General features: G+C 67.1%; 32 protein-coding genes. 23 read left to right on the top strand and 9 right to left on the bottom strand.

Going from position 1 to position 23,031, the window contains the following annotated elements; translation table 11 throughout:
• Window positions 1–493 precede the first annotated feature (493 nt).
• The 4 genes from LOZ83_RS01025 to LOZ83_RS01010 all read right to left on the bottom strand — a co-directional run bounded on the left by LOZ83_RS01025 (window position 494) and on the right by LOZ83_RS01010 (window position 3,682).
• Window positions 494–862, bottom strand: a complete 369-nt coding sequence (locus tag LOZ83_RS01025; RefSeq protein WP_236787906.1) for a TfoX/Sxy family protein — start codon at window positions 860–862, stop codon at window positions 494–496.
• A gap of 501 nt (window positions 863–1,363) precedes the next feature.
• Window positions 1,364–2,110: a DUF6308 family protein gene (locus LOZ83_RS01020; RefSeq protein ID WP_236787904.1), complete on the bottom strand. Its 747-nt coding sequence runs from the start codon at window positions 2,108–2,110 to the stop codon at window positions 1,364–1,366.
• A gap of 469 nt (window positions 2,111–2,579) precedes the next feature.
• Window positions 2,580–2,777: a hypothetical protein gene (locus LOZ83_RS01015; protein WP_236787903.1), complete on the bottom strand. Its 198-nt coding sequence runs from the start codon at window positions 2,775–2,777 to the stop codon at window positions 2,580–2,582.
• 83 nt (window positions 2,778–2,860) lie between these two features.
• Window positions 2,861–3,682, bottom strand: coding sequence for an SAM-dependent methyltransferase (locus LOZ83_RS01010; protein ID WP_236787901.1), 822 nt, complete (start codon window positions 3,680–3,682; stop codon window positions 2,861–2,863).
• Between the two features lie 525 nt (window positions 3,683–4,207).
• Here LOZ83_RS01010 and LOZ83_RS01005 point away from each other — a divergent pair.
• The 11 genes from LOZ83_RS01005 to LOZ83_RS00955 all read left to right on the top strand — a co-directional run bounded on the left by LOZ83_RS01005 (window position 4,208) and on the right by LOZ83_RS00955 (window position 9,793).
• Window positions 4,208–4,762 carry a hypothetical protein gene (locus LOZ83_RS01005; RefSeq protein ID WP_236787899.1) on the top strand — a complete coding sequence of 185 codons (555 nt, stop codon included), beginning with the start codon at window positions 4,208–4,210 and terminating at the stop codon, window positions 4,760–4,762.
• Window positions 4,763–4,767: 5 nt separating this feature from the next.
• Window positions 4,768–5,670, top strand: a complete 903-nt coding sequence (locus LOZ83_RS01000; RefSeq protein WP_236787897.1) for an SRPBCC family protein — start codon at window positions 4,768–4,770, stop codon at window positions 5,668–5,670.
• Window positions 5,667–6,062 (top strand): gas vesicle protein GvpJ, encoded by a 396-nt coding sequence (gene gvpJ / locus LOZ83_RS00995; protein WP_236787895.1) that lies wholly within the window; start codon window positions 5,667–5,669, stop codon window positions 6,060–6,062. Before LOZ83_RS01000 ends, gvpJ begins: the two co-directional genes overlap by 4 nt.
• A gap of 2 nt (window positions 6,063–6,064) precedes the next feature.
• The gene (locus tag LOZ83_RS00990; protein WP_236787893.1) at window positions 6,065–6,829 is read left to right on the top strand and encodes a GvpL/GvpF family gas vesicle protein; all 765 of its coding nucleotides are present in this window, start codon (window positions 6,065–6,067) and stop codon (window positions 6,827–6,829) included.
• Between the two features lie 3 nt (window positions 6,830–6,832).
• Window positions 6,833–7,081 (top strand): gas vesicle protein GvpG, encoded by a 249-nt coding sequence (locus LOZ83_RS00985; RefSeq protein ID WP_236787892.1) that lies wholly within the window; start codon window positions 6,833–6,835, stop codon window positions 7,079–7,081.
• A gap of 6 nt (window positions 7,082–7,087) precedes the next feature.
• On the top strand, window positions 7,088–7,417 hold the full coding sequence (locus LOZ83_RS00980; protein ID WP_236787890.1) for a gas vesicle protein: 330 nt from the start codon (window positions 7,088–7,090) through the stop codon (window positions 7,415–7,417).
• A gap of 1 nt (window position 7,418) precedes the next feature.
• On the top strand, window positions 7,419–7,775 hold the full coding sequence (locus LOZ83_RS00975) for a gas vesicle protein (RefSeq protein WP_236787889.1): 357 nt from the start codon (window positions 7,419–7,421) through the stop codon (window positions 7,773–7,775).
• Entirely contained in the window at window positions 7,768–8,538 is a 771-nt protein-coding gene (locus tag LOZ83_RS00970; RefSeq protein WP_236787888.1) for a GvpL/GvpF family gas vesicle protein, read from the top strand. Before LOZ83_RS00975 ends, LOZ83_RS00970 begins: the two co-directional genes overlap by 8 nt.
• On the top strand, window positions 8,535–8,726 hold the full coding sequence (locus LOZ83_RS00965; RefSeq protein ID WP_236787887.1) for a gas vesicle protein: 192 nt from the start codon (window positions 8,535–8,537) through the stop codon (window positions 8,724–8,726). Before LOZ83_RS00970 ends, LOZ83_RS00965 begins: the two co-directional genes overlap by 4 nt.
• Window positions 8,719–9,033, top strand: a complete 315-nt coding sequence (locus LOZ83_RS00960) for a gas vesicle protein K (protein ID WP_236787886.1) — start codon at window positions 8,719–8,721, stop codon at window positions 9,031–9,033. The genes LOZ83_RS00965 and LOZ83_RS00960 overlap by 8 nt, the downstream gene beginning before the upstream one ends.
• Window positions 9,034–9,148: 115 nt before the next feature.
• Window positions 9,149–9,793 carry an endonuclease gene (locus LOZ83_RS00955; protein ID WP_236789395.1) on the top strand — a complete coding sequence of 215 codons (645 nt, stop codon included), beginning with the start codon at window positions 9,149–9,151 and terminating at the stop codon, window positions 9,791–9,793.
• Window positions 9,794–9,918: 125 nt separating this feature from the next.
• Here the strand turns inward: LOZ83_RS00955 and LOZ83_RS00950 are convergent, their stop codons facing one another.
• Window positions 9,919–10,416: a hypothetical protein gene (locus LOZ83_RS00950; RefSeq protein ID WP_236787885.1), complete on the bottom strand. Its 498-nt coding sequence runs from the start codon at window positions 10,414–10,416 to the stop codon at window positions 9,919–9,921.
• 68 nt (window positions 10,417–10,484) lie between these two features.
• Window positions 10,485–10,721, bottom strand: coding sequence for a CsbD family protein (locus LOZ83_RS00945; protein WP_236787884.1), 237 nt, complete (start codon window positions 10,719–10,721; stop codon window positions 10,485–10,487).
• A 133-nt stretch (window positions 10,722–10,854) separates the two neighbouring features.
• Here LOZ83_RS00945 and LOZ83_RS00940 point away from each other — a divergent pair, with 133 nt between their 5' ends.
• The 6 genes from LOZ83_RS00940 to LOZ83_RS00920 all read left to right on the top strand — a co-directional run bounded on the left by LOZ83_RS00940 (window position 10,855) and on the right by LOZ83_RS00920 (window position 13,225).
• Complete coding sequence (locus LOZ83_RS00940; protein ID WP_236787883.1) at window positions 10,855–11,118, top strand: Ku protein; 264 nt, start codon at window positions 10,855–10,857, stop codon at window positions 11,116–11,118.
• A gap of 153 nt (window positions 11,119–11,271) precedes the next feature.
• Complete coding sequence (locus LOZ83_RS00935) at window positions 11,272–11,451, top strand: hypothetical protein (protein ID WP_236787881.1); 180 nt, start codon at window positions 11,272–11,274, stop codon at window positions 11,449–11,451.
• 102 nt (window positions 11,452–11,553) lie between these two features.
• Window positions 11,554–11,793 carry a hypothetical protein gene (locus LOZ83_RS40685; RefSeq protein WP_374202603.1) on the top strand — a complete coding sequence of 80 codons (240 nt, stop codon included), beginning with the start codon at window positions 11,554–11,556 and terminating at the stop codon, window positions 11,791–11,793.
• A complete protein-coding gene (locus LOZ83_RS00930) occupies window positions 11,709–11,945 on the top strand; it encodes a hypothetical protein (RefSeq protein WP_236787879.1) in 237 nt (78 codons plus the stop codon). The genes LOZ83_RS40685 and LOZ83_RS00930 overlap by 85 nt, the downstream gene beginning before the upstream one ends.
• A gap of 276 nt (window positions 11,946–12,221) precedes the next feature.
• Entirely contained in the window at window positions 12,222–12,365 is a 144-nt protein-coding gene (locus LOZ83_RS00925; RefSeq protein WP_308190179.1) for an AMP-binding protein, read from the top strand.
• 254 nt (window positions 12,366–12,619) lie between these two features.
• Window positions 12,620–13,225: a ClpP family protease gene (locus LOZ83_RS00920; protein ID WP_236787877.1), complete on the top strand. Its 606-nt coding sequence runs from the start codon at window positions 12,620–12,622 to the stop codon at window positions 13,223–13,225.
• Between the two features lie 84 nt (window positions 13,226–13,309).
• On the opposite strand, the gene LOZ83_RS00915 is transcribed toward LOZ83_RS00920, so the two are convergent.
• From LOZ83_RS00915 to LOZ83_RS00905, 3 genes are read right to left on the bottom strand one after another with little or no spacing between them, the layout of a single operon-like run.
• Entirely contained in the window at window positions 13,310–13,777 is a 468-nt protein-coding gene (locus LOZ83_RS00915) for a (2Fe-2S)-binding protein (protein WP_236787875.1), read from the bottom strand.
• Window positions 13,774–14,601 (bottom strand): xanthine dehydrogenase family protein subunit M, encoded by an 828-nt coding sequence (locus LOZ83_RS00910; RefSeq protein ID WP_236787873.1) that lies wholly within the window; start codon window positions 14,599–14,601, stop codon window positions 13,774–13,776. The genes LOZ83_RS00915 and LOZ83_RS00910 overlap by 4 nt, the downstream gene beginning before the upstream one ends.
• The gene (locus tag LOZ83_RS00905; protein WP_236787871.1) at window positions 14,598–16,985 is read right to left on the bottom strand and encodes a xanthine dehydrogenase family protein molybdopterin-binding subunit; all 2,388 of its coding nucleotides are present in this window, start codon (window positions 16,983–16,985) and stop codon (window positions 14,598–14,600) included. Before LOZ83_RS00905 ends, LOZ83_RS00910 begins: the two co-directional genes overlap by 4 nt.
• A 191-nt stretch (window positions 16,986–17,176) precedes the next feature.
• Between LOZ83_RS00905 and LOZ83_RS00900 the strand changes: the two genes are divergently transcribed.
• From LOZ83_RS00900 to LOZ83_RS00875, 6 genes are read left to right on the top strand one after another with little or no spacing between them, the layout of a single operon-like run.
• The gene (locus tag LOZ83_RS00900) at window positions 17,177–17,782 is read left to right on the top strand and encodes a TetR/AcrR family transcriptional regulator (RefSeq protein ID WP_236789394.1); all 606 of its coding nucleotides are present in this window, start codon (window positions 17,177–17,179) and stop codon (window positions 17,780–17,782) included.
• Between the two features lie 21 nt (window positions 17,783–17,803).
• Window positions 17,804–18,757 carry an MBL fold metallo-hydrolase gene (locus LOZ83_RS00895; RefSeq protein WP_236787869.1) on the top strand — a complete coding sequence of 318 codons (954 nt, stop codon included), beginning with the start codon at window positions 17,804–17,806 and terminating at the stop codon, window positions 18,755–18,757.
• Window positions 18,757–19,686, top strand: coding sequence for a fumarylacetoacetate hydrolase family protein (locus tag LOZ83_RS00890; protein WP_236787868.1), 930 nt, complete (start codon window positions 18,757–18,759; stop codon window positions 19,684–19,686). Before LOZ83_RS00895 ends, LOZ83_RS00890 begins: the two co-directional genes overlap by 1 nt.
• Window positions 19,686–20,465 (top strand): enoyl-CoA hydratase/isomerase family protein, encoded by a 780-nt coding sequence (locus LOZ83_RS00885; protein WP_236787867.1) that lies wholly within the window; start codon window positions 19,686–19,688, stop codon window positions 20,463–20,465. The genes LOZ83_RS00890 and LOZ83_RS00885 overlap by 1 nt, the downstream gene beginning before the upstream one ends.
• A 33-nt stretch (window positions 20,466–20,498) precedes the next feature.
• Window positions 20,499–21,878, top strand: coding sequence for an MFS transporter (locus LOZ83_RS00880; RefSeq protein ID WP_236787866.1), 1,380 nt, complete (start codon window positions 20,499–20,501; stop codon window positions 21,876–21,878).
• A gap of 7 nt (window positions 21,879–21,885) precedes the next feature.
• Complete coding sequence (locus LOZ83_RS00875; protein WP_236787865.1) at window positions 21,886–23,031, top strand: acyl-CoA dehydrogenase family protein; 1,146 nt, start codon at window positions 21,886–21,888, stop codon at window positions 23,029–23,031.

Genomic DNA, 23,031 nt, shown 5'->3' with positions numbered 1-23,031 from the left:
CTGGTGATGCGCCCAAGGTCGCTGAATGGGCGTCAACGTGCTCCAACCCGTCGCTGGGTGCGGTCGGATGGTGACGGTTGGCGTCTCCAGGCCGCTGTTGGCGTGCGATGGTGCCCGTTGGCTGGCCTGTAGGGCCGTTGTCGCCCGTTTGCGGTTATCGGGGCGCAGAACAGGTGTGTTGTCTCGGTAGGCGCGGTCCAGGAGATCTGGTCGCGGACCGCAGCCGTTTCGGCCGGGCGACGGGGCGCCACCATCAGTTCATTGATCCGCATGATCAAGTTCGTGGACCCCTCAGCCGTTCGCTGCGGTGCCATTCCCCGTGCTGGTCGTTCCGCAGTTGGGGCGAGCCGCTGACCTCGTCGGTGTGAACCAACGACGCAATAGTGCGCCGACCTGCGGAAACGCAACTTCCGCAGGTCGGCGCGGGTTCGTTCAGAGTCGTTTAGTGCAGTTCAGAACTGTTCGGCGCACCTGGTTGCTCCCTGGCATCGGTTCAGCCTGCTGAACGGGCTCGGCGGCGCCGGCCGGGGCTTTTGGCGGGCAACGAACGGGCGTAGGCGGCACCGCGAGCCACCCACTGGTCGAATTCGCTCGCAGCACCCGTGGCCGTGATGTCAACGTGCAGCCAGCCACGCATCTCACGCCCACCCATCACCATGCGGCGCACCCGCTCGTCGTCGACGTAGGTGTCGGTGTCTTCGGGGGCTACCCGGACCAGCAGGCCACCCTGGCCACTGGCAGCCACTGCCATGTTCCCGTTGATCAGAAAGGCCAGGCCGCCAAACATTCGCTGCTCCGTGACGCCCGGCGCACCGGCGAGGAGTTCGCGGATGCGCTCGGCGAGATCGTGGTCGAAAGCCATGACTCGATTATCCTCCACGCACCGACACACTCAAGCATTGAGCGGTGCGTTCGAGTGGGGTCGAGAACTTCGATCATACTAGCCGCAGTACGCGACAGAAGGGGGCACCGTCGCAACACACACAATTCGACAGAAGCGAATCTTGGCAGGAGAACGAGTAATATCGGTCGAGGGTCTACTCTCCCTCCCCGGGCTGAGCGAAACGCTGCGCACCGAATGCCCGAATATGCGCCGACAGCGCACTGCCCCATTGTCACCACCCTGCGACCGCGAATTAGCGTGGGCTGGTACCTCTGACGAGATTCGCGCTGGCCGGTGGGGTAAGGCGGCGTTCGACTCGGGCGGCCCGCTCGTACTGATCGGGCGGGCCGAGGCAGGCCCTGCCTTCTTCAGGCAGTATTGCGCTTTGTGTCAAGCCCTATTCGTCGACGTCGTAGGGGAAGAGTCCGGTTGCGCAACCAGGCAGCCCAGGACGTCCGCCGCCATAACATGTCAAGGATCTCATTCAGCCTGAGGAGCTGGTCGTTCATGGTGTCGCCGATCGTGGCTGTGCGATGTGGCTCCGAAGGCCGCACCGCGCATCCACAGCACGACGTCCAGGCAGCGAAGCAGGCTGATGTCCTCAATCCCGCCCGCCTCGGCCCGAAGCCTGGTGAGGGCTTCCTGCCGGCTTGGGTTGGCGTGAAACCAGGTCCACAGGCAGGCCCAGAAGCTGATGGGCTGGTCCAGGAGTTTCGCCACTTCGTTGTCGTAGACGGGCAGCAGGTGTGGCCGCTTGCGGGCCAGGAGCTTGTTGGCCGTCACCCAGCGGTGTTTCCCGCCGCAGTGGCAGAGCAGTGTCCAGAGTTCGGCAGCGGGTGATCCTTCGGCGTAGTAATCCCACGACGCCTCGTGCATGGCCAGTTCGGTGGGAAGCTGAGCCAGTAGTTTCGTGATCTGGTCGGCGTAGGTCTCGGTGACGTTGATCGTGACCGCCGGCAGCCTGTCAGTGATGCTCAAGAAACTCAGAGCCAGCACGTCCGCAGGGGTTATGACGTCCCGGACGTCGGGTGCGTCGCCGCCACTGGCCAGCCGCTCGAATCGGCGGCCGCTGTACAACGCTTCGCCCGGACCGTCTTCGCGGAAGTATTGCCGTAAGGAGGCGAGTGAGTCGCCGCGCCCGTCGCCGGAGATGCAGCGGTCGAGCAGTTCGTGCTGGGGTGCATAGTCATCAGCGGTCGGTCCGCCGGCCGGCTGTGGGATCGACACGGAGAACTCGACTCCTTCTGTGTTTGGGTGTGTGGTGGCGGCACATGGCCGGAATCATCGATCGACGCGTGTTTCGGCAGTGCGAAGTTGGGATGTTCTACCGGGTACCGCCGACTTCGGCTACGGCGTTACGGAGCCGCCGCTGGCTGCCGACGAACCAGTCGATGTAGGACGGCCACTGGTCCTGTTCGGCGACGGCACCCGGTCGACGGTCACCGATGCGGCAGCCTTTCCGCCCGTCCAGTGGTTCGAACGAGCAGGCCCTGCTTGCTGAACGAGACCGTGAACTCGATGGACGACACCCCGCTGGGCGTGGGGAGCCAGTTCTGCTGCGGGGCCCCTTGCGTGCTCGTGTCCACGGCAGCTGTGCCTTGCGCAGTGCGTCGAGGTAGCGGTCCCAGAACTCGCCGTAGAACAGGTTGTGCTGCCGTCGTGGGACTGGGCCCGCGTCCGCACGGACTTGCCCCAGTCATTGCGTTGCGCCACCAGCCGGAACAAGGGTGCGGGCGTTGAGCCAGTCCAGCGCGGCATGTGCCTCGCCGAGCGCGTCGGTGTTGGTGAGCGGCCACGGCGTGAAATCCTGCGCTTCGTGCAGCCACACGTCCCGCAGCGGCAGGGTCTCCAGTCGTCCCAGCTGGGGCAGCGCTCCGTCGCCGTCGTCGGCCATGTCGCGAAGTCGACGACGACGGTCCGACATTTCGGCCGATCTGCGAGGCTGCCAGACATGCGGCGCCATTCCGCCGATAAGTGTCAGGGAATACGAGCGACGCCGCCAAGGATGACCGCTGCGGCCTGGTCGCTGAGATCGGGTTGGTAGCCCTGTGGGGGTTGCCAGTCGGTGGCGCGGACGAGGCCGGGGTGGATGAGTTCGGTGCCGGCGAACAGGTCGGTGATCTGGTCACGGGTACGCAGGTGGGCGGTTTGTTGCACGACGGCGTTGTAGGTTTTGGCGAGTTCGGCCTGTTGTCGCCGTGTTCGTTCGTCCTCAGGTGGGGTGATGTGCGTGATGGCCAGGTAGCTGCCCCGGGCCAGGCGGGTGGTGTAGCGGCGGATGAGTGAGGTGGCGTCGCCGGCGACGAACGGCAGTACGGACACCAGCAACAGTGCGATCGGCTGGTCGAGGTTGAGTAGCTCGATCTGCGGCTGTCCGAAGATGTTGTCGGGATCGCGTAGGTCGCCTTGCAGGCATACGGTGTCGGGGTCTTGGGCGAGTAGCCGGTTGCTGACGGCGACGGTGTCCGGGTCCAGGTCGACGTAGACGACCCGGGTGTCGGGGGCGTGGGTCCGCGCGATCTCGTGCACGTTGCCGGCGGTGGGGTAGCCGGAGCCGATATCGAGGAACTGGCGAATGCCGCCATCGGTCACCAGCCAGCGCACGGCTCGTCGGAGGAAGTCGCGGTTGTACTGGGCCGTACGGCCTGCGAGTGGGAACAGTCGCTGGGCCGCGATGGCCGCGTCCGCGTCGCACGGCAGGTGATGACGCCCCCGCAGGCACCAGTCATAGACACCGGCCGCAGTGGGCTGGCTGCGGTGGCCAAGGGCAGGGTGAGAAGGCTGGTGCTGGACGCTCATCGGTCACCTCGCGCCAGGGTTAGGCATCAGACTGCTTGCGGCGCCGCCGTGCCGGCGCCGCGGCGTGGCTAATACGAGTGTGCTGTCAAGTCTGGCATACGGGAGGCCCTTCTGGCGGCATTCCGCCGTGGCGCCACCGAAGACCGCCACGGCAGGAGCATCGTGCGCATGCAGAACGAAGTCCACCCGTCGACGCAGGTGCGGCAACTACCGCACGCGATGCTGAACGGCACCAACACCCGACCACTAACGGATACCCCGGCTCAGAGGCGATGGGCTCGTGTCTGGCCGGCGGCCATTGCTTCAGTCGTCTCCACATGCCCGTCGCATACCCACTGAGTGGGCAGGTAATCGGGGCGCCGGCTGACCCGGGACGACTGGGCCAGTGCGTGTCGCCACGAAGAGTTCCGCGCCAATTATTCTCCATTCTTGCCCCTAATTTGGAATCTCGTTTTCATGGCCGGCGGTCGTTTCACCGCGTCGTCGGGGGGTAATTCGGTCCAATTGGAGTCAGGAGGATCAACGATGAAGGCAGGAGTACGGGTCGCCCTTGCGGTCGGCGCCGGCTATTTACTGGGCCGCTCCAAGAAAATGCGGCTCGCGCTGATGATCGCCGCGGCAGGAGCGACCGGACGAGTGGGCACCTCTCCCGGAAAGCTCGTCCAGAACGGGCTGAAGCAACTCGGTGCCACAGCCGAAGTCGGCAAGCTGACCGACTTGGCGCGCGACGAGCTGGTCGGTGCGGCGAAGTCCGCCGCGGTGGCCGCGGCGAGTAACCGCATCGAGTCTCTCAATGAGCGTCTCCAGTCCGGCGGCGGCGTGCGGAATCCCTTGCAGGAGAAGGACGAGCGCGCGGAGGAGCAGGAGGAAAGCGACGCGCCGGCCGAGAGTGAAGAGGACCAGGGCGAGGAAGACCAGGAACAGGCCCGCGGCAACGACGACGATGACGAAACGCCGGAAAACTCTACCCGCCGGCGTACCGCCACCCGGCGTACGTCCCGCTCGGCGGGCGACGAGGGATCGACTCGTCGTACCCGTGCCAGTAGCGGGCGTTCGCCCGTTCGGCGAGCGGGGCGGTGAGGGCGATGGCCGCAAAGCAGCTGAGCAAAGTCAAGGACAAGGCCGCCGGATCCAACGAACTGACCGACGCTCTGCGTGGCCTCGCGCAAACCGTCGCCACGCGGGCGGCGACGTCGATGGCGAAAAAGGTTACCGCGACGTCCGGCCGTCTCACCGACTACGCCGAGGGCGGTGGCGGTGGCCTGATGGAAGCGATAACCGGTGCGAAGCCCGGTGTGAAAGGCAAAGCCGCGCTGGGGGCTGTCAAGGGCGGGCTGTCGGGCTTGATGGCGCAGGTCAAGGACGCGCTACCCGGCGGCGGTGGTGGTGGCGGCGACAAGCTCAAGGTCACCAACATCATTGAGGAAATCGACGTCGGTGCCCCCGTCGATCTCGTGTACGACCAATGGACCCGGTTCACGGAGTTCCCGCGGTTCATGAAGAAGGTCGAGAACGTCGACCAGGTCAGCGACGAGACGCTCCAGTGGAGGGCGCAGGTCCTGTGGTCGCATCGGAGCTGGAAGGCGACGATCCTGGAACAGGTACCCGGTGAGCGGATCATCTGGCGGTCCGAAGGCCAAAAAGGACACGTCGACGGGGCCGTTACATTCCACGAAATCGCACCGGACCTGACGAGGATCGTGCTCGTACTCGCGTATCACCCGCAGGGTTTGTTCGAGCACACCGGAAACCTCTGGCGTGCCCAGGGCAGGCGGGTCCGGCTCGAGCTGAAGCATTTCCGCCGCTACGTGATGACCGAAACGCTGCTGCGGCCCGACGAGATCGAGGGCTGGCGAGGCGAGATCCGTGACGGCGAAGTGGTCGAGGCCGAAGACGGCGAAGCCGAAGAAGAACCGGAAGAACAGGAAGAGGACGAAGAAGAGGAAGAGCAGGCCCCCGGCCGTGCGCGAGGAGGAAGGCGGCGATGACGACTGCAATACAGCCCTCCGGCGGGGGCGGCGGCGGGACCGGCCCGAGTTCGAGCAGCTTGGCCGACGTGATCGACACGATCCTGGACAAGGGGCTTGTCATTGACGCCTACGTCCGCGTGTCACTGGTCGGAATCGAGCTGCTGACCATCGACGCGCGCGTCATCGTCGCCAGTGTGGACACCTACCTGCGGTTCGCCGAAGCGGTGAACCGGCTGGACATCTCCGACACCGGCCAGAAGGGCCTGCCCGATCTGATCGAGGACATGAACGAGGGCGGGTCCAAGGCGAAAACGAAGGGAGCGCTCGAAGCGGCCGGCGACAAACTCCGCGACATCCTCGGTGAGGACGAGCACGAACGGTCCGGGCAAGGACGGAAGGGCGGCGACTGAAAGTGTCTGATACAGCCGAAACCGTCTTCTATGTGTACGGGATCGCGCCCGCCGACATCGAGACCGACCCGGAATCCCGGGGCGTCGGTGATCCGCCGGCTCGCGTCACGACCGTGCGCCAGGGTGAACTTGCCGCGCTCGTCAGCGAAATCCCCCACGACAAGCCGCTGGGCCGGCCCGAGGATCTGACCGCGCACGCGGCCCTGCTCGACGCCGCGGCCGCGGAGGTCCCGGTGCTGCCGCTGCGGTTCGGCGCGGTGGTCGGCAGCGAAGACGCTGTCGCCGAGGAACTGCTCGAGGCCAACCAGGACGATTTCCGCGCGGCGCTCGACCAGTTGGATGGCAAGGCGGAGTACGTCATCAGAGGTCGATATGTCGAACAGGCGATCCTGGATGAGATCCTCGGTGAGAACCAGGAACTGGCCGGGCTGCGCGAAGCGATCCGGGGCAAGCCGGAGGATGCCACGCGCAATGAGCGGATCGCGCTGGGTGAGAAGATCAACAACGCCGTCGCGGCGAAGCGCGAAAATGACACCAAGAAGGTGACCGACGCGCTGGCGCCCTTCGAGGTGCAGCTCAGCGTCCGGGAACCCACGCACGAAGAGGACGCGGTGCAGCTGGCATGCCTGGCCGACCTCGCCCAGCAAAGCGGTATCGAAGAAGCGGTCGGGGAACTCGCCCGCGAATGGGAAGGCCGGGTCACCGTGCGGCTGCTGGGGCCACTCGCGGCCTACGACTTCGTCATCACTGAGCGGCCGGGGGAGTAGCAGATGGGCATCCTTGGCTCGATCCTCGGCTTTCCGCTCGCACCCGTACGCGGCGTGTTGTCGCTCGGGGAGCTCATCCAGCGGCGGGTGAACGACGAGCTGAACAATCCCGCGTCCGCGCGCCGCGACCTGGAAGCGGTCGAGGAGGCACGCGAGGCCGGTGAAATCTCGGCTGACACGGAAGCCGAAGCACAGCAACAGGTGCTGGACCGGATGACCGCGCCGGGCCGGCCGGACGAGGAAACGAGGTGACGAAAGATGGCCGCGGCGAAGGCACGTGACGAGGACCAGTCCCGGGGTGGCGGCAGCGAAGGCGAAACGATGTCGGCGTCCACAGCGGCATCGACGGCGTTGCACCACATCGGCGAGCTGATCACGAGCAACCCGGCCGCCGTCACTTCGGTCGAGCCGGTTGACGATGGCTGGCTCGTCGAGGTGGAAGTGCTGGAGGAACGCCGGATTCCGTCGTCGTCGGACCTGCTCGCACTGTACGAGATCGAGCTCGATCTCGGCGGCGACCTGCTCGCGTACCGTCGCACGAAACGGTACCCGAGGGGCCGCACCGACCTCGTGAACGGAGCGCGTTGAGATGGCTTCCCAGCAGCCCGTGCCCAGTTCGGCCTCGCCGAGCGGACTTGGCCAGGGTGACCACCAGCCCGCCAATCTCGGCGACATTCTCGAACGGGTGCTGGACAAGGGGTTGGTGATCGCCGGGGACATCCGTGTCAACTTGCTCGACATCGAGCTGCTGACGATCAAGCTCCGGCTCGTCATCGCGTCGCTCGAAACCGCAAGGGAGGTCGGAATCAATTGGTGGGAAAGCGATCCATGGCTGACCGGGGACGGCGGGGAGCTCGAGAAGGAGAACCGCGAGCTACGCGCCCGGATCGCCGAACTCGAATCGACGCGGGATCCGAAGGCCATCGAGGAGGGGCGGAGTGGCTGAGCGCCAGGGGATTTGGCTGTATGCCGTGACCCGGAAGGCGAATCCGGCCGCGCTCGGCGACCGGTCGGGCGTCGCGTCCGAAACACCGCGCACCGTCGAAGCGGGCGGACTGGTCGCCGTCGTCGGCGATGTGCCGCTACCTGCTTTCGGTGAAGAAGCGCTGCACCGGAACTTCGAGGATCTGGACTGGCTGGCCGCGGTCGCGAGAGCACATGACGCCGTGATCGGCGCGGTCGTCGCGGCTGGACCCGCGGTACCGGTTCGTCTCGCGACGGTCTACGGCGACGACGATCGGGTGCGGACGGTTCTGACGGACCGGGCGACCGAGTTCGCCCAGGTACTCGATCACGTGGCCGGCCGGGCCGAGTGGGGAGTCAAGGTTTTCGTCACGCCGGTGGCGGAAAGCCGGCCCACTGCTGGGAAATCCTCCGAGCACGGAGCCGGCACCGCCTATCTGGCCCGACGGCGAGCGGCCCTGACCCAGCGGGAACGGCATGACCGTGGCGCCGCCGAGCAGGCCGACAGGGTCCACCGGACACTTGCCACGCTCGCCGCCGGGTCGCGGTTACATCCGCCGCAGAGCCAGGTACTGGCCGGGAACGCCGGACGGATGATCCTCAATGCGGCCTACCTGATCGACGACGACCACGCGGCGTCGTTCGCCCAAGCCGTCGCGGCGTGCGACGGCGAACACGACACGATCAGCGTGCACTTGACCGGTCCCTGGCCGCCCTATTCCTTCTCGTCCCTGGAGCAACGATGACACAACCGGTACCCGCGCAGCCGGTGCAACAGCCGATCGCGCTCGTCGATCTCCTCGACCGTGTCCTCGCCGGTGGCGTTGTGGTGAGCGGTGAGCTGACCTTGTCCATCGCCGATGTCGATCTCGTGCATGTGTCGCTGCGCACCCTGCTGACCTCGATCACCGCGTTGCAGGCCCCGGATGACTGAGCCGGAGCGCAACCGCGTCAATGCCGACCCCGAGAACGCCGAACGCGGGCTGGCGACCCTGGTGCTCACCGTCGTGGAACTGTTGCGGCAACTCATGGAAAGGCAAGCGCTGCGCAGGGTGGACCGGGGCGACCTCGACGAGGAAAAGATCGAAACCATCGGCCGCACGCTCATGCTCCTGGAGGACCGGATGTCGCGACTGTGCGACGATTTCGGTATAGGTCCGGAAGAACTCAACATCGACCTCGGGCCGCTCGGCCCGTTGCTTTCGGACGAGGGTTTGCCGCGCGCCGACAGAGACGAGTGACCCCGACGATCAACCCGGGGTGATCTCGCCGCTCGGGGCGGCGATCACCTCACCGTTCACCCGGATGGCCAGTGAGTTCCCGTGTGCGGTGGAACGAAACGGGGTAGCCGGTGAAATGACTGAGCGCCAGAACAAGACCACTGTGCGGCGCCTGCTGAATCGCGCGGGTCAGACGTATGCGGCGGAAGCCGGTATCAGGCTCGCCGACAAACCGGCCCCGCTGTATCGGCTGCTCGTGCTTTCCACGCTGCTGTCAACGCGCATCAGCGCCGGCATCGCGGTGGACGCCGCGAAAGAGCTGGCCCGCGCCAAGCTCACCACGCCGCGCGCCATGGCCGAAACGGCGTGGCAGCAGCGGGTTGACGCTCTGGGCAGGGCGCATTACAAACGGTACGACGAGCAGACGGCGACCGCGCTCGGGCAGAGCGCGGAGACGCTGCTGGAGCGACATTCCGGCGATCTGCGGAAACTGCGCCATGATGCCGGGCGAGATCCGCGTGAGATCACGAAGAGACTGCGCGCGTTCTCCCGCGTCGGACCCGTCGGTGGCGACATCTTCTGCCGCGAAGCGCAACTCGTGTGGCCCGAGCTGCGGCCCTATCTGGACAAGAAAGCCCTCAGCGGTGCGCAGCGCGTAAGTCTGCCGACCGACACCACCGAGCTCGCAGGGCTTGTCGCCGAAGAGGACTTGGCCTCGCTCGCGGCGGCGCTGGTGCGGGTCGCGCTCGATCGGTCGCTGGCAGGCGAGATCAGCGGCTGAGGAGTTCAGCGGGCGGTGATCGTGTGTTCGCCGCAGCTGGTCAGTTCGCCCACAACGTCTCGGCAGCACGCCGCGATCACACCCGCGGACCTGCCGAACGCCGGCGGCCGCGTCGTGCAGCTGGCTCAATAGTTGCGGCTCCCGCCGTTCTGGTTTGCCGAGTAGGGGTCCGCTTCCAGGCTGGGGCTTACTTGTGGGTGTCGCCCCGGCTGGCCCGGCGCGGGTGTTACGACCGGCGCGTCCAGCCGACTGTCGAGGTGCCCCCGGGTGCGGGGTTCGGTGTGCATCTCCTCGACCACCTGCTCTTCGCGCATTCTGGCCAGCACGCTCAACGTGATCGCATGGGCCAGCGCCAGTACGAGCAGCATCACACCGACCCGCCCGACGACGGAAGGCAAGGAGCTGCCACCTGGGAAGCCGATGGTCGAGATCAGCGCCAATACACCTAAGACGACGAGGTGGAACAAGACCGTGATCAACTGGGTCATCGAAGAACGGGCTTGTGAGTCCTCGCCGTCCATGTTCCGCAGATAGCGCTTTCCGCTGTGGTAGATGATCTGGCCGTCGATCAGGACCAGCGCGATTCCTACCAGCAGGAAGGTCACATATGCGTTGGTGTCCACAATGGCTCCTCTCCTACCCTGGGTCGGCTACCGCCGCCGTGGTTCGACCGACGGCGGCGGTTCGCTCGTCACTGTTCGGCTTGCTGCCGGGCTTCGTCCGCCTTTGCCGCTGCGCGGGCCTTGTCCGCGGCTGCTTCCTTCTTGGCGACCTCACGCTGCGACTCGGCCTTGTCCTTCTGTGCTTTGCCTTCCCGCCGCAGCGAGTCGTTCCCGGCGGCGGCGCCGGCTACTTCCTTGGCCTTTCCCTTCACGCCCTCGACCACGCCCTTGACGCCCTCGGCAGGTCCGCTCGTGTTGTCAGCCATGAGAATTCTCCTTCGTTGCTGGGAATCTGACTCTCTAGCCCTACCCGATCGCGTCCCGGTCAAACACGTCAGCGGTCACGGGTCGATGTTTGGCAATCTGACACTCTGGTAATCCCGAAAGCAGGAGGTCATCATGGCCAGCTGCAGCGAGGAACGGGCGACCGTATCCGATATCGACGACGTCGCGCCCGGACTATCGAAAACGATGGATGCCGAGTTCTTCGCTGAGCTGAGGGAGGTCGATCCGGTCTTGTTCGACCGGTCCTATTGGCTCGGTCCGGACGACGAGAAATCCGATCGCGCATACGTGCTGCTGCGCGACGCGCTGGCCGAGTTGGAGAAGGTCGCGGTCGCCCGGAACCGGGGCAAGCCCTGCCGAGGCTGCCCGGCGTGGTGAAGACCTGATGGATGCGTTGTCGCGCAGTGTGGAACGCCATCGCCGGGGACATCCGAACGCGCCGGGAAGAACGCCGGGAAAGACCTGTCGGGAATTTCCAAGACGGATCTTGAACGGATCGCCCGCGAGCATGGCGTCAAAGGCCGCTCGAAGATGACCAAAGCTGAGCTGTGTGTCCACAGCGGACCAAAGCAGTTGCGCGACGAGGCGGGTGCCCGGCAGGTCGACGGCGCGCGGATCGCCCTCGCGGAGAACGGCGGCGGTTTCCAGGACGGCGAGGAAAGCGGTCGCCGTGATCATGGTCCTGGCTCGGTGACCGATGTCGATCGTTGAGTTCTTCGATCGTGGCTGGCGGATGACGAGGCCGGGTTCCTGTCGTGCCGGATCGCCTATGCGCTGCGGGCCGCAGGGCTCGCGGACGACGCGAAGATCGCGGTGTTGTCCCCGAACCACCCGCTGGCGTTGATCAGCATCCTCGGCATCTGGCGTGCCGGTTACACCTGGGTGCCGCTCAACGCCGCGAACCCGCTCGCGGACAACCGCAACCTCATGCGCCGCTTCGGCTGCTCAGCAGTGCTGTTCGACAGCCGGTGCGCGGCGGACGTCGCCTGGAACTGCCCGCGGTCGAGGTATGGGTCTGCTTCGACGACTCCACTCAGGACAGTTCCGCGCTGATCGAGTGGGCCGGCCGGTATCCGGACACGGATCCGTGCCCGGATCGCCACCCCGATGACGTCGTGGCGATCATCCCGGCCGGAGGGACCATCGGCCCGTCGAAAGGCGCCATGCTCACCACCGCGGCATCACAGCCGCCGTCGCGCACATGATGATGGCCCTGAATTACCGCGCCGAGGAGCCGATCGTCAACCTGGCCGCGGCACCGATCACGCACACCGCGGGCCTGTTCTCGCTGCCCGCGACCGCTCGCGGTGGGGTGTTCGGACCGGTGCTCACCGGAGGCTATGGTCAGGTCGAGGCGTTCGCCGTGATCGCCCACCTGCGACCAGAGGAACACCTCGTCGGCGGGGACATCGCCCCGGATTCGCGATTGGGTTCGTGCGGGCGCCCCTATCCGCTGATCGAGGTCCGGATCCTCGACGAACGTGGCCGGGAACGGCCGGCCGCACACCGGCGACCTCGGCCACCTCGACGAAGATGGGTACTTGCATCTCACCGACCGCAAGAAGGACCTGATCATCTCCGGCGGGTTCAACGTGTACCCGAGCGAGGTCGAGCAGGTGCTCTGAGGGCATCCCGCCGTCCAGGACTGCGCCGTGGTCGGCACCTCGGACCCGGATTGGGGCGAGGCCGTCGAGCTGAACCCGGGGCTGCGGGCCTCCGCGGACGACTCGAAGTGCCGGTCGGCAGTTGGCTTCTCGACGGCATTCTCGTGTGATCGCCACCAGCGAACTCCGCACGCTGAGAGCGAACGGTGCCCGTTTCGGGTTCCGGACCCGAATACCGTCGGTGGCGTCCCGACCACCGACGAGAGGCGCCCGAGATGACCGCCCACTTGCTGCCCCAGCTGCGTTCGCCGGGAAGTGACCTGACGTTCACCGATTCCGTTTACGAACAGCTTCTGCGCGACCGCATCGTGTTCCTCGGCTCCGAGGTCACCGACGAGGTCGCCAACCGGATCACCGCGCAGCTCCTGCTGCTAGCGGCCGACGACCCGGAAAAAGACATCACGTTCTACATCAACTCACCGGGCGGCTCGGTCACCGCCGGCATGGCCGTCTACGACACCATGTGCCTCATCAAACCGGACGTGTCCACGTTCGGCCTCGGTTTCGTGGCGTCGATGGGCCAGTTCCTGCTCACCTCGGGCACACCCGGAAAGCGTTTTCTGCTACCGAACACGCGCATCGTCATGCATCAGCCCTCGGCCGGTATCCACGGCCCAGCTACCGACATGGCCATCCAGGCCGAGGTCTTCGGCAAGATGAAGCGCCGAATCGCGGAGATCACCGCCCGACTGACCGGACAGCCTGTCGAACGAATCACCGCCGACGCAGACCGGGACCGCTGGTTCGATGCCGAGGAGGCGCTGGCCTACGGGTTCGTCGACCAGATCGTGGGAGGCGGTGACGTGGCCCTCAGCGCATGAAGTGGCGGCAGCAGACACCTGCAACTCAGTATCGTGCCCACGAACGGCCGAGGTTCACGCCCGAACGAGCGCTGTGTGATGTGGTCACGGATCCGTCGCCGCGCGGGCGGCGGTCATGATCTGCTGGTAGCCGGTGCATCGGCAGAGGTTTCCCACCAGGCTGTCCACAATGGATTGGTCGGTCGGGTCGGGGTTGGTTCTGAGCAGTGATACGAGGCAGAGCACTGATCCGGCGAGGCAGAAGCCGCATTGGAAGCCGTCTTCGTTGCGGAAGGCTTGTTGTACGGGGTGCAGTGGCTCGCCGTTCGGGGCGAGGCCTTGGATGGTCTCGACGGTTGTGCCGGTGACTCGCCAGGCGGGGACGAGACAGGACTTGTAGGCTTCGCCGTCGATCAGGACGGTGCACGCGCCACAGTCGCCGTTCCGGCATCCTGCGCGGGTCCCGGTCTTGCCCAGTTGTTGCCGCAGGATGTCGAGCAGTGTGATCGCCGCTTCGGTGACGGTGATCGAGGTGGCTGCTCCATCGAGGGTGAAATCAACGGTGAGGGTCATGGCCGGTCTCGTTTCACGATTCGCTCTTGGAGGGAGGCGAGGGCTCTGGTGAGTGCGACGATGGCGACTCTCCGGCGGTAGCCGATGTCGGCGAGTTCGTCCGCCCACCACTCGGCGCCCTGGTGCTCGACGGCTTGGTCGATTGTCGCGACGGTCAGCGTGGAAATCTCGGGTGGCACCGTGATGGTGACGGGACGCGTGACTGCTGCGCCGAGCACCAGGTTGAGCATCCCGTTGCCGGATGTGAGTGCTGTGGCGGTCGCGATCGGCCAGCTGCTTTCCGATCGTTTGATCTTGCAGTAACCGTAGTCCGGCGAGTTGGTGGATGCGGGGAGGTCCAGGGCCACCAGAGCTTCGTTCGGGGCGAGCCGGGTTGTGAACGCGCCGTCGAAGAAGTCCGCCGCACCGCAGGACCGGGTCCCGGCGGGTCCGGCGATCCGCATGATCGCGCCTGAGGCGACGAGCGCTGTGGGCATCTCGGAGGCTGGGTTCGCGTAGCAGGCGGAACCGGCGATGGTGCCCTGATTGCGGATCTGCGGGCCGCCGGTGATGCCTTGGGCGATATGCCGCAGCAGGGGTGGCGCGGTCGGGTCGCGGATGAGTGTGGTGTAGCTGACCATGGCGCCGAGTGTGGTCGCGCCGGCGCTGGTGCGTAGGCGTGCCGCGCCGGGGAGGCGGTGGAGGTCAACCAGCACGTCCGGCGCGATTGTGCCTCGTGTGAGCTGGGGGATGAGCATCGTTCCTCCGCCGATCACCGCTGGGTACGCGGCATCACCGAGGCAGGCATTGAGTTCGTCCAGGGTTCCGGGGACAGCGATTCTCATGCGTGCTGCTCCATCGCGTCCAGTTGTGCGAGGACCCTGGGCGGGGTCAGCGGTGTGCGTATCGCGTGCCGTCCGGGACCGATGGCGTCGCGGACGGCGCCGACGATCGCGGCGACCGTGCCGCCGATGCCCGACTCTCCCGCGCCCTTGGTGCCGAGCAGGCTGAAGGGGGACGGGGTTTCGAGGTGATCGAGCGTGATGTGTGGCATGTCCGGCAGGCGGGGCAGCAGGTACCGTTTGAAGTCGGTGTTCACGGGCAGGCCCTCGGGGGTGTAGGTCTCCTCCTCGCACAACGCGATGCCGATGCCCATGGCGATCGCGCCGTTGATCTGAGCGTTCACCATGCGTGGGTTGACCACGGTGCCGCAGTCGTGCACGGCTGTGAGGCGTCGCATCGAGACACTGCCGGTGTCGAGGTCGACCGCCGCCTCGGCCACGTAGACGCCGTAGGAATAGGTCGGGTACTGCTGGACCCGGCCGAGGGCGTCGGGGACGGACTGCAGGTTGCCGGGCATATATGTGGCGGTCGCCTCGAGTTCTTCGAAGGCCACGCCCGGGCGGGCCGAGCCGTAGGCACGGACGTCGCGGGCCAGGTCCGCGACGGAGACCCGCATTGAGGAGTCCTTGGCGAGGCGGTAGGTCCCGTCCGCGACCTCGATCTCCTCCTCGGTACAGCCGAAGTGGACGGCCGCGGCGCGCAGGAGGACCCCGCGGAGCTGATCGGCGGCTTTCCAGGCGGCAGTGCCGCCGGTGAGCACCGCGCGGCTGGAGAAACTGCCGCCCCCATACGGGGTTCGGTCGGTGTCGCCCTGCACCACCCGCACCCGGTCCAGACCAATTCCAATACGTTCGGCGACCAGTTGGGCGATGGCCGTTTCGCTGCCGGTGCCGGGACTCGTCACTCCGGTGAGGACGGTCGCATGCCCGGAAGTGTCCAGGCGGACCGTCGCGGTTTCGGAGCCACGGGAGACACCGCCGGCCGGGTCTCTGCCCTCGGGGGTCAGTTCGAACGCGACGCCGATCCCGATCCGCGAGGAGCCACTGTCACGGCGATGCTGGCGGGCCCGGGCGTCGGTGTACCCGGCCAGGTCCAAAGCCTTTGTGAGTGCCCGGTGGTAGTCGCCGGAGTCGATGGTCATCGTCGCGGTCCGATGCGGAAGCTGGTGGCTGTGCAGGAGATTGCGGCGGCGGACCTCGACCGGGTCGACACCCAGGGCGCGGGCGATGTCGTCGGCCGCCGCTTCCAGTACGAGAGCGGTGATTTCCTTGCCGTATCCGCGTGCGCCGTTCCACGGTCCCTTGTTGGTCAGCACGGCCCGCCAGTGCACCACGTAGTCCGCGACGTCGTAGCCACCGGGAAAGCACGACGCGGCGACCGAGGGCATCCCGATGCCCGGGTTGGCCGCGAGAGCTCCCACATTGGCGTCGAGGTCGACGGCGAGCCCGAGCATGCGACCGGTGCCGTCGAAACCGGCGCGGTATCGCGCGTGGTACTCGCGCGCCCCGATCAGCAAGGCCTCTTCCCGGCACTCCACCCAGCGCACTGGGCGACCGAGGCGGCGTGCCATGAGGCACACCAAGGGTTCCTCGGGCAGGCCGATGAACTTGAACCCGAAGCCTCCTCCGAGCGGTGGTGCCAGCACCCGGATATCGCTTTCCGCGAGATCGAGCTGCCGGGCCAGGTCGGCGCGCAGCGCATGCGGTGTCTGCACGGCCGCCCGCACGAGAAGACGGCCTTCGGCGGCATCCCACGACGCGACACACCCTCGCGTCTCCAAGGGCACGGCGCTGCCCCGGCCCATGTCCACCCGGCCTTCGATCACGTGGGGCGCGTGACTGAGCGCCCGCTCGGCGTCGCCACCGGAGACCACGCCGGACATCAGTTCGTTGCCCGGCAGCTGGGGATGAAGTCGCGGCGACTCCGGCGCGAGCGCGTCGTCGATCTCCAGTAGCGGCCGGACGGGTTCGTAGTCGACCTGGACGAGTTCGGCGGCTCGCCGAGCGGTCCGCTCGCTGTCCGCGACCACCAGCGCGAGCGGCTCGCCGGCATAGCGGATTCGGTCCACCGCAAGGCATGGCACCGTGACCGGCCCGTCGACATCGGGGCGGAAGCCGGCCGGTAACGCGACGAGGTCCTTGATCAGGGACGCGGCTTCGGCGCCGGTGAGCAGGCCGCGGACACCGGGCACCCGAGCGGCGAGGGACGTGTCCAGGCCCCGGATCCGGGCGTGCGCGACGGTGCCGCGCACGAAGGACAGGTGCAGGCAGTCCGGCGGGATCTCGTCGTCCAGATAGCGGACCGCGCCGCGCACGAAGCGCTCGCCGTCGAGCCGGCGAGCCGGCCACTGGGCCGATCCGACGGCCGGGCCAGGCATGTCAGCCATTGACATGACCTCCTTGTCTCGGGCGAGGAGGTGAGTGTCCACTCATCGCCGTGTGTCGAGTATCAGCCGAGGCATCACTGCCGTCAACAGACGATCTCGTTGACGTGGTCGATTCCGCAGGTTAACGTGGTGCACACGTAATGAGTGAGCAATCACTGCAGAGTGTGTTTCAGGAGGTCGGGTCAGTGTCGATGCGTGAACGGATTCTCGATTCGACGGCGAGGATCATTCGTGAGGACGGCATCGCGGCGGTGCGCACGAAGCGGATCGCCGCGCTGGCCGGCTGTGCCGAGGGAACGATTTTCAAGTATTTCCAGGACAAGGGCGCGCTGGTCGCCGCGGTCCTCACCGAGGGATTGCCGGAAGGCCAGGCGCTGATGGCCGCCGCCGCACGGGCCCGCGAGGTGGGTGACCTGCGGGCCGGACTGGTCATCCTGGTGTCCGCGACGAGGGACTACTACCGCGTCAGCCTGCCGATGTCCGGATCGGCACTGTCGGATCGCGAACTGTTCGACCGGTACGCGGCCGCGCACCGCCGCGCCGGAACCGGGCCACACCTGGTTTGGGAGCGTCTGGCCGCCTATCTCGCCGTCGAGCGGGACCGGGGCTCGGTGCACGACGGGATCGACCTCCGGCTGGAGGCGGTCGCGCTCGCGGGTGCCTGCCAGCACGCCGCCTGGGTGGAGATGGTCAGCGGCCTCGACGCCGTGCCCTACGGCCGGAACTTCGTCGAGCGTCTCGTCGAGAGCAGGCTGCCCGCGCTCACTCAATCGGCTCTCGGGTCACCGCAAGGCTGACCGGGCAAGGAAAGGGATTTCGTGACGTATCGAAAAGGCCTCGCGGACCTGGGTTCGGGTTGTTACGCCTGGCTGCAGCCGGACGGCGGCTGGGGACTGAGCAATGCCGGGCTGATCACCGGAGCCGGGACGAGCCTCCTGGTCGACACGTTGTTCGACCTCCGGCTCGCCCAGGACATGCTGGACGGGATCAGGAGCGTCACCGACGCACGGCCGGTGAGCACCGTGGTCAACACCCATTCCGACGGCGACCACATTTTCGGCAACGAGCTGCTCGCCGCGAAGGGCGCGGAAATCGTGGCATCCGTGGCGGCCGCCGAGCTGATGACCCAGGACTCCGTGGACTCGGTGCTCGAAATGCTGCGCCTGCCCGGCCCCGACGGGGATTTCGTGCGGCACATCTTCGGGTCCTTCCGGTTCGACGAGGTGACGGTGACCCCGCCGCACCGCACCTTCGAAGGGCACCTGTCCCTGGACGTCGGCGGCCGCGAAATCGAGCTCATTCAGGTCGGTCCCGCCCATACCCCCGGCGACACGCTCGTCCATGTGCCGGACGCCCGCATCCTGTACTCGGGCGACATCCTGTTCTCGGGCGGCACCCCGGTGGTGTGGGCGGGACCTGTCGAACGCTGGCTCGACGCCTTGGATCTCATCCTCGGCATGGACGTCGACCACATCGTTCCCGGCCACGGTCCGATCGCGACCAAGACCGAGGTCCGCGCCTCTCGCGACTACCTGGCCTACGTCGGTGAGGAAGCCAGAAAGCGGTTCGACAAGGGCCTCACCGCGGACGAGGCGATCGCGTCCATCGACCTCGGCGAGTGGGCGGCCCTTCCCGAGCACGGCCGGCTCGCCCAGAACGTCATCAACGTCTACCAGCAGCTGGACCCCGAATCAGTCCGGTTCGACCGCCTCGCCGTGCTCAACCGCATGGGCGCGCTGGAGGGATTCCTTACTCCTGAAGGGATCCGATGATGCGTTTCGTCACCTATTCCTCAGCCGCGGGCGGTGACCGGGTGGGCGTGCTCGACGGGGACCGGGTGGCCGGTCTCGAACCCGGCGTCACCCTGCTGGATCTGCTCGACCGTGGCGAGCTGATCGAGGCCGGTGAGCACGCACTCCGCTCACCGGCGGAAACCGTTGCCACGACGGACATCCAGCTGCGGGCGCCACTCGAGCCTCGTTCGATTCGCGACTGTTCGGCGTTCCTGCAGCACATGCGCAACTGCACCGGCGACCCGAACGGCGTTCTCGACCACCGTCACACCCAGTTCCCGGTCTTCTACTTCACCAACCCCGCCGCCGTCGTCGGTCCACACGCGACGGTGCCGATCGCGCCGGGCAGCAGCCAGTTCGACTTCGAACTGGAGGTCTGCGCCGTCATCGGGAAAGCGGGCCGCAACATCGCGGTCAGCGAGGCCGAGGAGTACATCGCCGGGTATTCGATTCTCTGTGACTGGAGCGCTCGCGACCTGCAGCTCAACGAACGCCCGCTCGGCCTGGGACCGGCGAAGGGCAAGGACACGGCCACCACGATCGGCCCGGCGCTGGTCACCGCGGACGAACTGGAGCGGTTACGCAGCAAGAAGGGCTTCGCTCTCCAGATGACCGCCGAACTCAACGGCGAGCCGGTCAGTGAGGGCTGCTGGGACACGATCGACTGGACGTTCTCCGACATGATCTCCTATGTCTCGCGGGGGACGGTGTTACGCCCCGGGGACGTCATCGGCTCCGGGACCGTGCCCACCGGCTGTCTCTATGAGCACCACAAGCTCGGCTCGGAGCGGTTCCGGGACTGGCTGCGCCCCGGCGACGAGGTGCGGCTGGCCGTCGAGGAACTCGGTGAGCTCCGGCACCGTGTCACGGCCGCCGACGAGATCCAGCCGTTGAGTTCGGGGTACTGATGGCACCCGATCTCGAGGTCACCGTCGCCGGTCACATCGGCTGGATCCGGCTCAACCGGCCGGATCACAAGAACGCGTTCACCGTCGCCATGCTGCACGAGTGGGCCGACGCCTATCGCTCGTTCCAGCGCGACGACGACGTCCGGGTGGTGGTCGTGACCGGTCACGGCGACGCGTTCTGCGCCGGCGCGGATCTGGACGTGCTCGGCGAGCGCAGCCCGCTCGAGGACCGGCGGCTCATGACCGACCACGTGCACCAGGTCGTGCTGGCCGCCGACGAGTTGTCGAAACCCCTGATCGCCGGCATCAACGGGGTCGCCGTCGGGGCCGGGCTGGACATGGCCCTGATGTGCGACTACCGCATCGCGTCGGAAACGGCGCGGCTGAGCGAAGGCTACATCCGGGTCGGGCTGGTGCCCGGCGACGGCGGTTGTCATTTCTTGCCCCGGATCATCGGCCGGTCCAGAGCCTTGCGTCTACTGTGGACAGGCGAGTTCGTCGACTCCGGGCAGGCACTGGCCTGGGGACTCGTCAACGAGGTTCACCCGTCCTCACAGCTGCCGGCACGCCTTGCCGATTTCGCCACCCAGCTCGCCGGACAGCCACCCGTCGCGGTGCAGCTCATCAAAAGCGCGGTACGGCACGGCGAACGTGCCGACCTGCGCACCTCGCTCGACCTCATCGCGTCGCACCAGGCGGTGGCGCGTGCCACCGCCGACTCCGCCGAGGCGATGGCGGCCTTCCGTGACCGCCGCGTGCCGACCTTCACCGGTCGCTGAATCCAGCAACGCCGATCCGCTCAAAGGAGAGCCATGGACCCGGTCACCAACACACCCGAACAGCACCACCTCGCCGCAGTCGCGCTCACGGCCAGAATGGAACGGCTTCCCCGGCTCACCCGCACGCACTTCGGGTGGATGGCCCTGCTCGGAGTGCTGTTCCTCTGCGACGTCGCCGACATCAACTCACTGTCCTACGCGCTGCCGGCCATCCGTTCCGAGTGGACACTCTCGCTCGGCCAGGTCGGTGCCCTCACGTCCTACACCTTCCTGGGCATGCTCGCCGGAGCCATCGCCGGCGGCAGGTTGTCCGACCGGATCGGCCGGCGGCCGACCCTGGTCGCCGCGACACTGTTCTACTCACTCGCCTCGGTCGCCTGCGCGGTGGCACCGAACTTCGCGGTGCTGGCCGTGCTGCGGGTGCTCACCGGCTTCGGCCTGCAGGCCGTGACGGGCGTGGTGATCGTCTACGCCGCCGAGATGTTCCCCGGGCGGCTGCGCGGGCGGCTGCAGTCCATCCTGCTCGGCATCGGCCTGCTCGGCCTGCCGGTGATGGCTGGGGCGGCACGAGCGATCGTCCCGCTCGGACCCGGCGCGTGGCGCTGGGTGTTCGTCATCGGCGGGTTCGGCATCATCCCCGGTCTCATCGCGCTGTTCGTGCTGCCCGAGACGGTGCGCTGGCAGGAAGTGCGCGGCCGTGCGGGAAAGACCGCCGAACTGCTCGTCGGCAAACTCGAACGGGAGTGTGCGGCCAGCACCGGCGCACCGCTTCCGGATCCGGTCGAGCGCACCCCCGAACCGCCGCGGCCCTTGGCCGAACTACGCCGATCCCCGTATCTCGGCCGGGTCGTCGTCATCTCGCTGACCCTCGCGTTCGGCAACCTCGGGTACTACGGCTTCAGCGCCTGGGTGCCGACGCTGCTGGTGCAACGCGGCTACAGCACCGCGCAGGCATTGACCGTCACCACCATCCTCGCGATCTCGCCCTTCATCGGCGCGCTCGCCGCGCTGCCGATCGCGGACCGGTGGGAACGCAAACGGACCTCGCCGGTGCTGTGCGTGCTCATCGCCGCCGCGATGATCGTCTTCGCGATCACGACCAGCCCGGTCGTCCTCGTCGTGGCGGGTTTCCTGGTCACCCTGCTCCTGCAGACCAACGTCGCCGTGCAATACGCCTACCTGGCCGAAATCTTCCCGACCAGCCTCCGTGGCCTCGGCGCCGGCATCGCGAACGGGGCCGGACGCCTCGCGGTCGTCCTCGGCAGCCTCCTCATCGCCGCCGTGTCGGCCGGGTTCGGATTCACCGGCGTCTTCGTCACCACCGCGACCGCCCTGCTGCTGGGCGGGGTAACTCTCGCCGCTTACGGAGTCAGCACCCGCAATCGAACACTCGGCGACATCGCCGGACGCTAGGAGAAACATGTACATCGAGATGAGGTTCCGTGCGGGTCCCGAATGGGCCGCGCGCACCAGCGCCGAGCTCCGCGACTTCGCCGACCAGCACCGCGCTGAACTCGAGAAGGCGAACTCCGAAGGCCGCTTCCCACAGGACATCTATCGCGCGATGGGTGAGCGGGGGTGGGTCGGGCCCACCACACCTGAAGCCGAGGGCGGACTCGGCGGCGGCATCGCCGAGTACTGCTTCCTCTGCGAGGAAGTCGCTCGCCACGGTCTCGTCTCACCACAGATCGCCATCCAGGGCCAGCAATGGCTGCTCGCCTTCGGCACGCCCGAGCAACGCGCGCGCTACCTCGGCGGGATCGCGCGCGGGCAGATCGTCTTCTCCGAGTCGATCTCCGAGCCCGGCGCCGCGTCCTCGCTCAAGGCGATCCGGACCACCGCCCGCCGCGACGGTGACGACTGGATCATCAACGGCCACAAGACGCACGTGAACCTCGGGCACCAAAGCGACGTCACCCTCGTCTACGCGACCACCGAGGACGGGCTGACGGCCTTCCTGGTCGATACCGGCAGCCCGGGGGTCAGTAGTCGGCAGACCGTCCCGATCGGCCTGAAGATGCTGCCCACGGCGGACATGGTGTTCGAGGACGTCCGGGTGCCGGGCACATCCGTGCTGGGGGTGCCCGGGGCCGGTATGGAAACCTTCCTGCGGACCTTCAACGTCAGCCGGCTCGGCAACGCCTCGGAGCTCATCGGCTACGGCCGGCGGGCACTGGCCCAGGCGATCGAATACGCCAAGAACCGCCAGGTCGGTACCCAGATGGTGGCTGAGTTCCAGGGCATCCAATGGACCGTCGCCGACATCTACACCCAGCTGTATTCCGCTTCGCTGGCTCGTGACCACGCGGCCACCATCGCCGACGCCGGCCAAGACCCCGCCTTCGCCACCAGCATCGCCAAGACAACGGCCGTCGCCGCGGCGGAGCGCGCCACTTCCGAGGCGTTCGCCCTCGTCGGTTCCCACGGTTGCTACTCCGACACCGACTTCGGGCAGCTGATGCAGGACGTCAAGGTCTACCGGATCGGCGGCGGTTCGGTCGAGGTCATGCGCAACTACATCGCCCGCCGGGTGCTGCGCTCGGACACCTTCGAAGGGGTGGCCTGA

It is taken from the genome of Amycolatopsis sp. GM8 (genome assembly GCF_021653975.1).
Lineage (GTDB): Bacteria > Actinomycetota > Actinomycetes > Mycobacteriales > Pseudonocardiaceae > Amycolatopsis_E.
This window is presented reverse-complemented; position numbering and strand designations above follow the sequence as displayed.

Bases quoted from the DNA above. Each gene is read 5' to 3' on its own strand.
- LOZ83_RS01025 (WP_236787906.1), bottom strand. From the start codon at position 862: ATGGCTTTCGACCACGATCTCGCCGAGCGCATCCGCGAACTCCTCGCC.
- LOZ83_RS01015 (WP_236787903.1), bottom strand. From the start codon at position 2,777: ATGGCCGACGACGGCGACGGAGCGCTGCCCCAGCTGGGACGACTGGAG.
- LOZ83_RS01010 (WP_236787901.1), bottom strand. From the start codon at position 3,682: ATGAGCGTCCAGCACCAGCCTTCTCACCCTGCCCTTGGCCACCGCAGC.
- LOZ83_RS01005 (WP_236787899.1), top strand. From the start codon at position 4,208: ATGAAGGCAGGAGTACGGGTCGCCCTTGCGGTCGGCGCCGGCTATTTA.
- LOZ83_RS01000 (WP_236787897.1), top strand. From the start codon at position 4,768: ATGGCCGCAAAGCAGCTGAGCAAAGTCAAGGACAAGGCCGCCGGATCC.
- gvpJ (WP_236787895.1), top strand. From the start codon at position 5,667: ATGACGACTGCAATACAGCCCTCCGGCGGGGGCGGCGGCGGGACCGGC.
- LOZ83_RS00985 (WP_236787892.1), top strand. From the start codon at position 6,833: ATGGGCATCCTTGGCTCGATCCTCGGCTTTCCGCTCGCACCCGTACGC.
- LOZ83_RS00980 (WP_236787890.1), top strand. From the start codon at position 7,088: ATGGCCGCGGCGAAGGCACGTGACGAGGACCAGTCCCGGGGTGGCGGC.
- LOZ83_RS00975 (WP_236787889.1), top strand. From the start codon at position 7,419: ATGGCTTCCCAGCAGCCCGTGCCCAGTTCGGCCTCGCCGAGCGGACTT.
- LOZ83_RS00965 (WP_236787887.1), top strand. From the start codon at position 8,535: ATGACACAACCGGTACCCGCGCAGCCGGTGCAACAGCCGATCGCGCTC.
- LOZ83_RS00960 (WP_236787886.1), top strand. From the start codon at position 8,719: ATGACTGAGCCGGAGCGCAACCGCGTCAATGCCGACCCCGAGAACGCC.
- LOZ83_RS00955 (WP_236789395.1), top strand. From the start codon at position 9,149: ATGACTGAGCGCCAGAACAAGACCACTGTGCGGCGCCTGCTGAATCGC.
- LOZ83_RS00945 (WP_236787884.1), bottom strand. From the start codon at position 10,721: ATGGCTGACAACACGAGCGGACCTGCCGAGGGCGTCAAGGGCGTGGTC.
- LOZ83_RS00940 (WP_236787883.1), top strand. From the start codon at position 10,855: ATGGCCAGCTGCAGCGAGGAACGGGCGACCGTATCCGATATCGACGAC.
- LOZ83_RS00935 (WP_236787881.1), top strand. From the start codon at position 11,272: ATGACCAAAGCTGAGCTGTGTGTCCACAGCGGACCAAAGCAGTTGCGC.
- LOZ83_RS00920 (WP_236787877.1), top strand. From the start codon at position 12,620: ATGACCGCCCACTTGCTGCCCCAGCTGCGTTCGCCGGGAAGTGACCTG.
- LOZ83_RS00915 (WP_236787875.1), bottom strand. From the start codon at position 13,777: ATGACCCTCACCGTTGATTTCACCCTCGATGGAGCAGCCACCTCGATC.
- LOZ83_RS00910 (WP_236787873.1), bottom strand. From the start codon at position 14,601: ATGAGAATCGCTGTCCCCGGAACCCTGGACGAACTCAATGCCTGCCTC.
- LOZ83_RS00905 (WP_236787871.1), bottom strand. From the start codon at position 16,985: ATGGCTGACATGCCTGGCCCGGCCGTCGGATCGGCCCAGTGGCCGGCT.
- LOZ83_RS00900 (WP_236789394.1), top strand. From the start codon at position 17,177: ATGCGTGAACGGATTCTCGATTCGACGGCGAGGATCATTCGTGAGGAC.
- LOZ83_RS00890 (WP_236787868.1), top strand. From the start codon at position 18,757: ATGCGTTTCGTCACCTATTCCTCAGCCGCGGGCGGTGACCGGGTGGGC.
- LOZ83_RS00885 (WP_236787867.1), top strand. From the start codon at position 19,686: ATGGCACCCGATCTCGAGGTCACCGTCGCCGGTCACATCGGCTGGATC.
- LOZ83_RS00880 (WP_236787866.1), top strand. From the start codon at position 20,499: ATGGACCCGGTCACCAACACACCCGAACAGCACCACCTCGCCGCAGTC.
- LOZ83_RS00875 (WP_236787865.1), top strand. From the start codon at position 21,886: ATGTACATCGAGATGAGGTTCCGTGCGGGTCCCGAATGGGCCGCGCGC.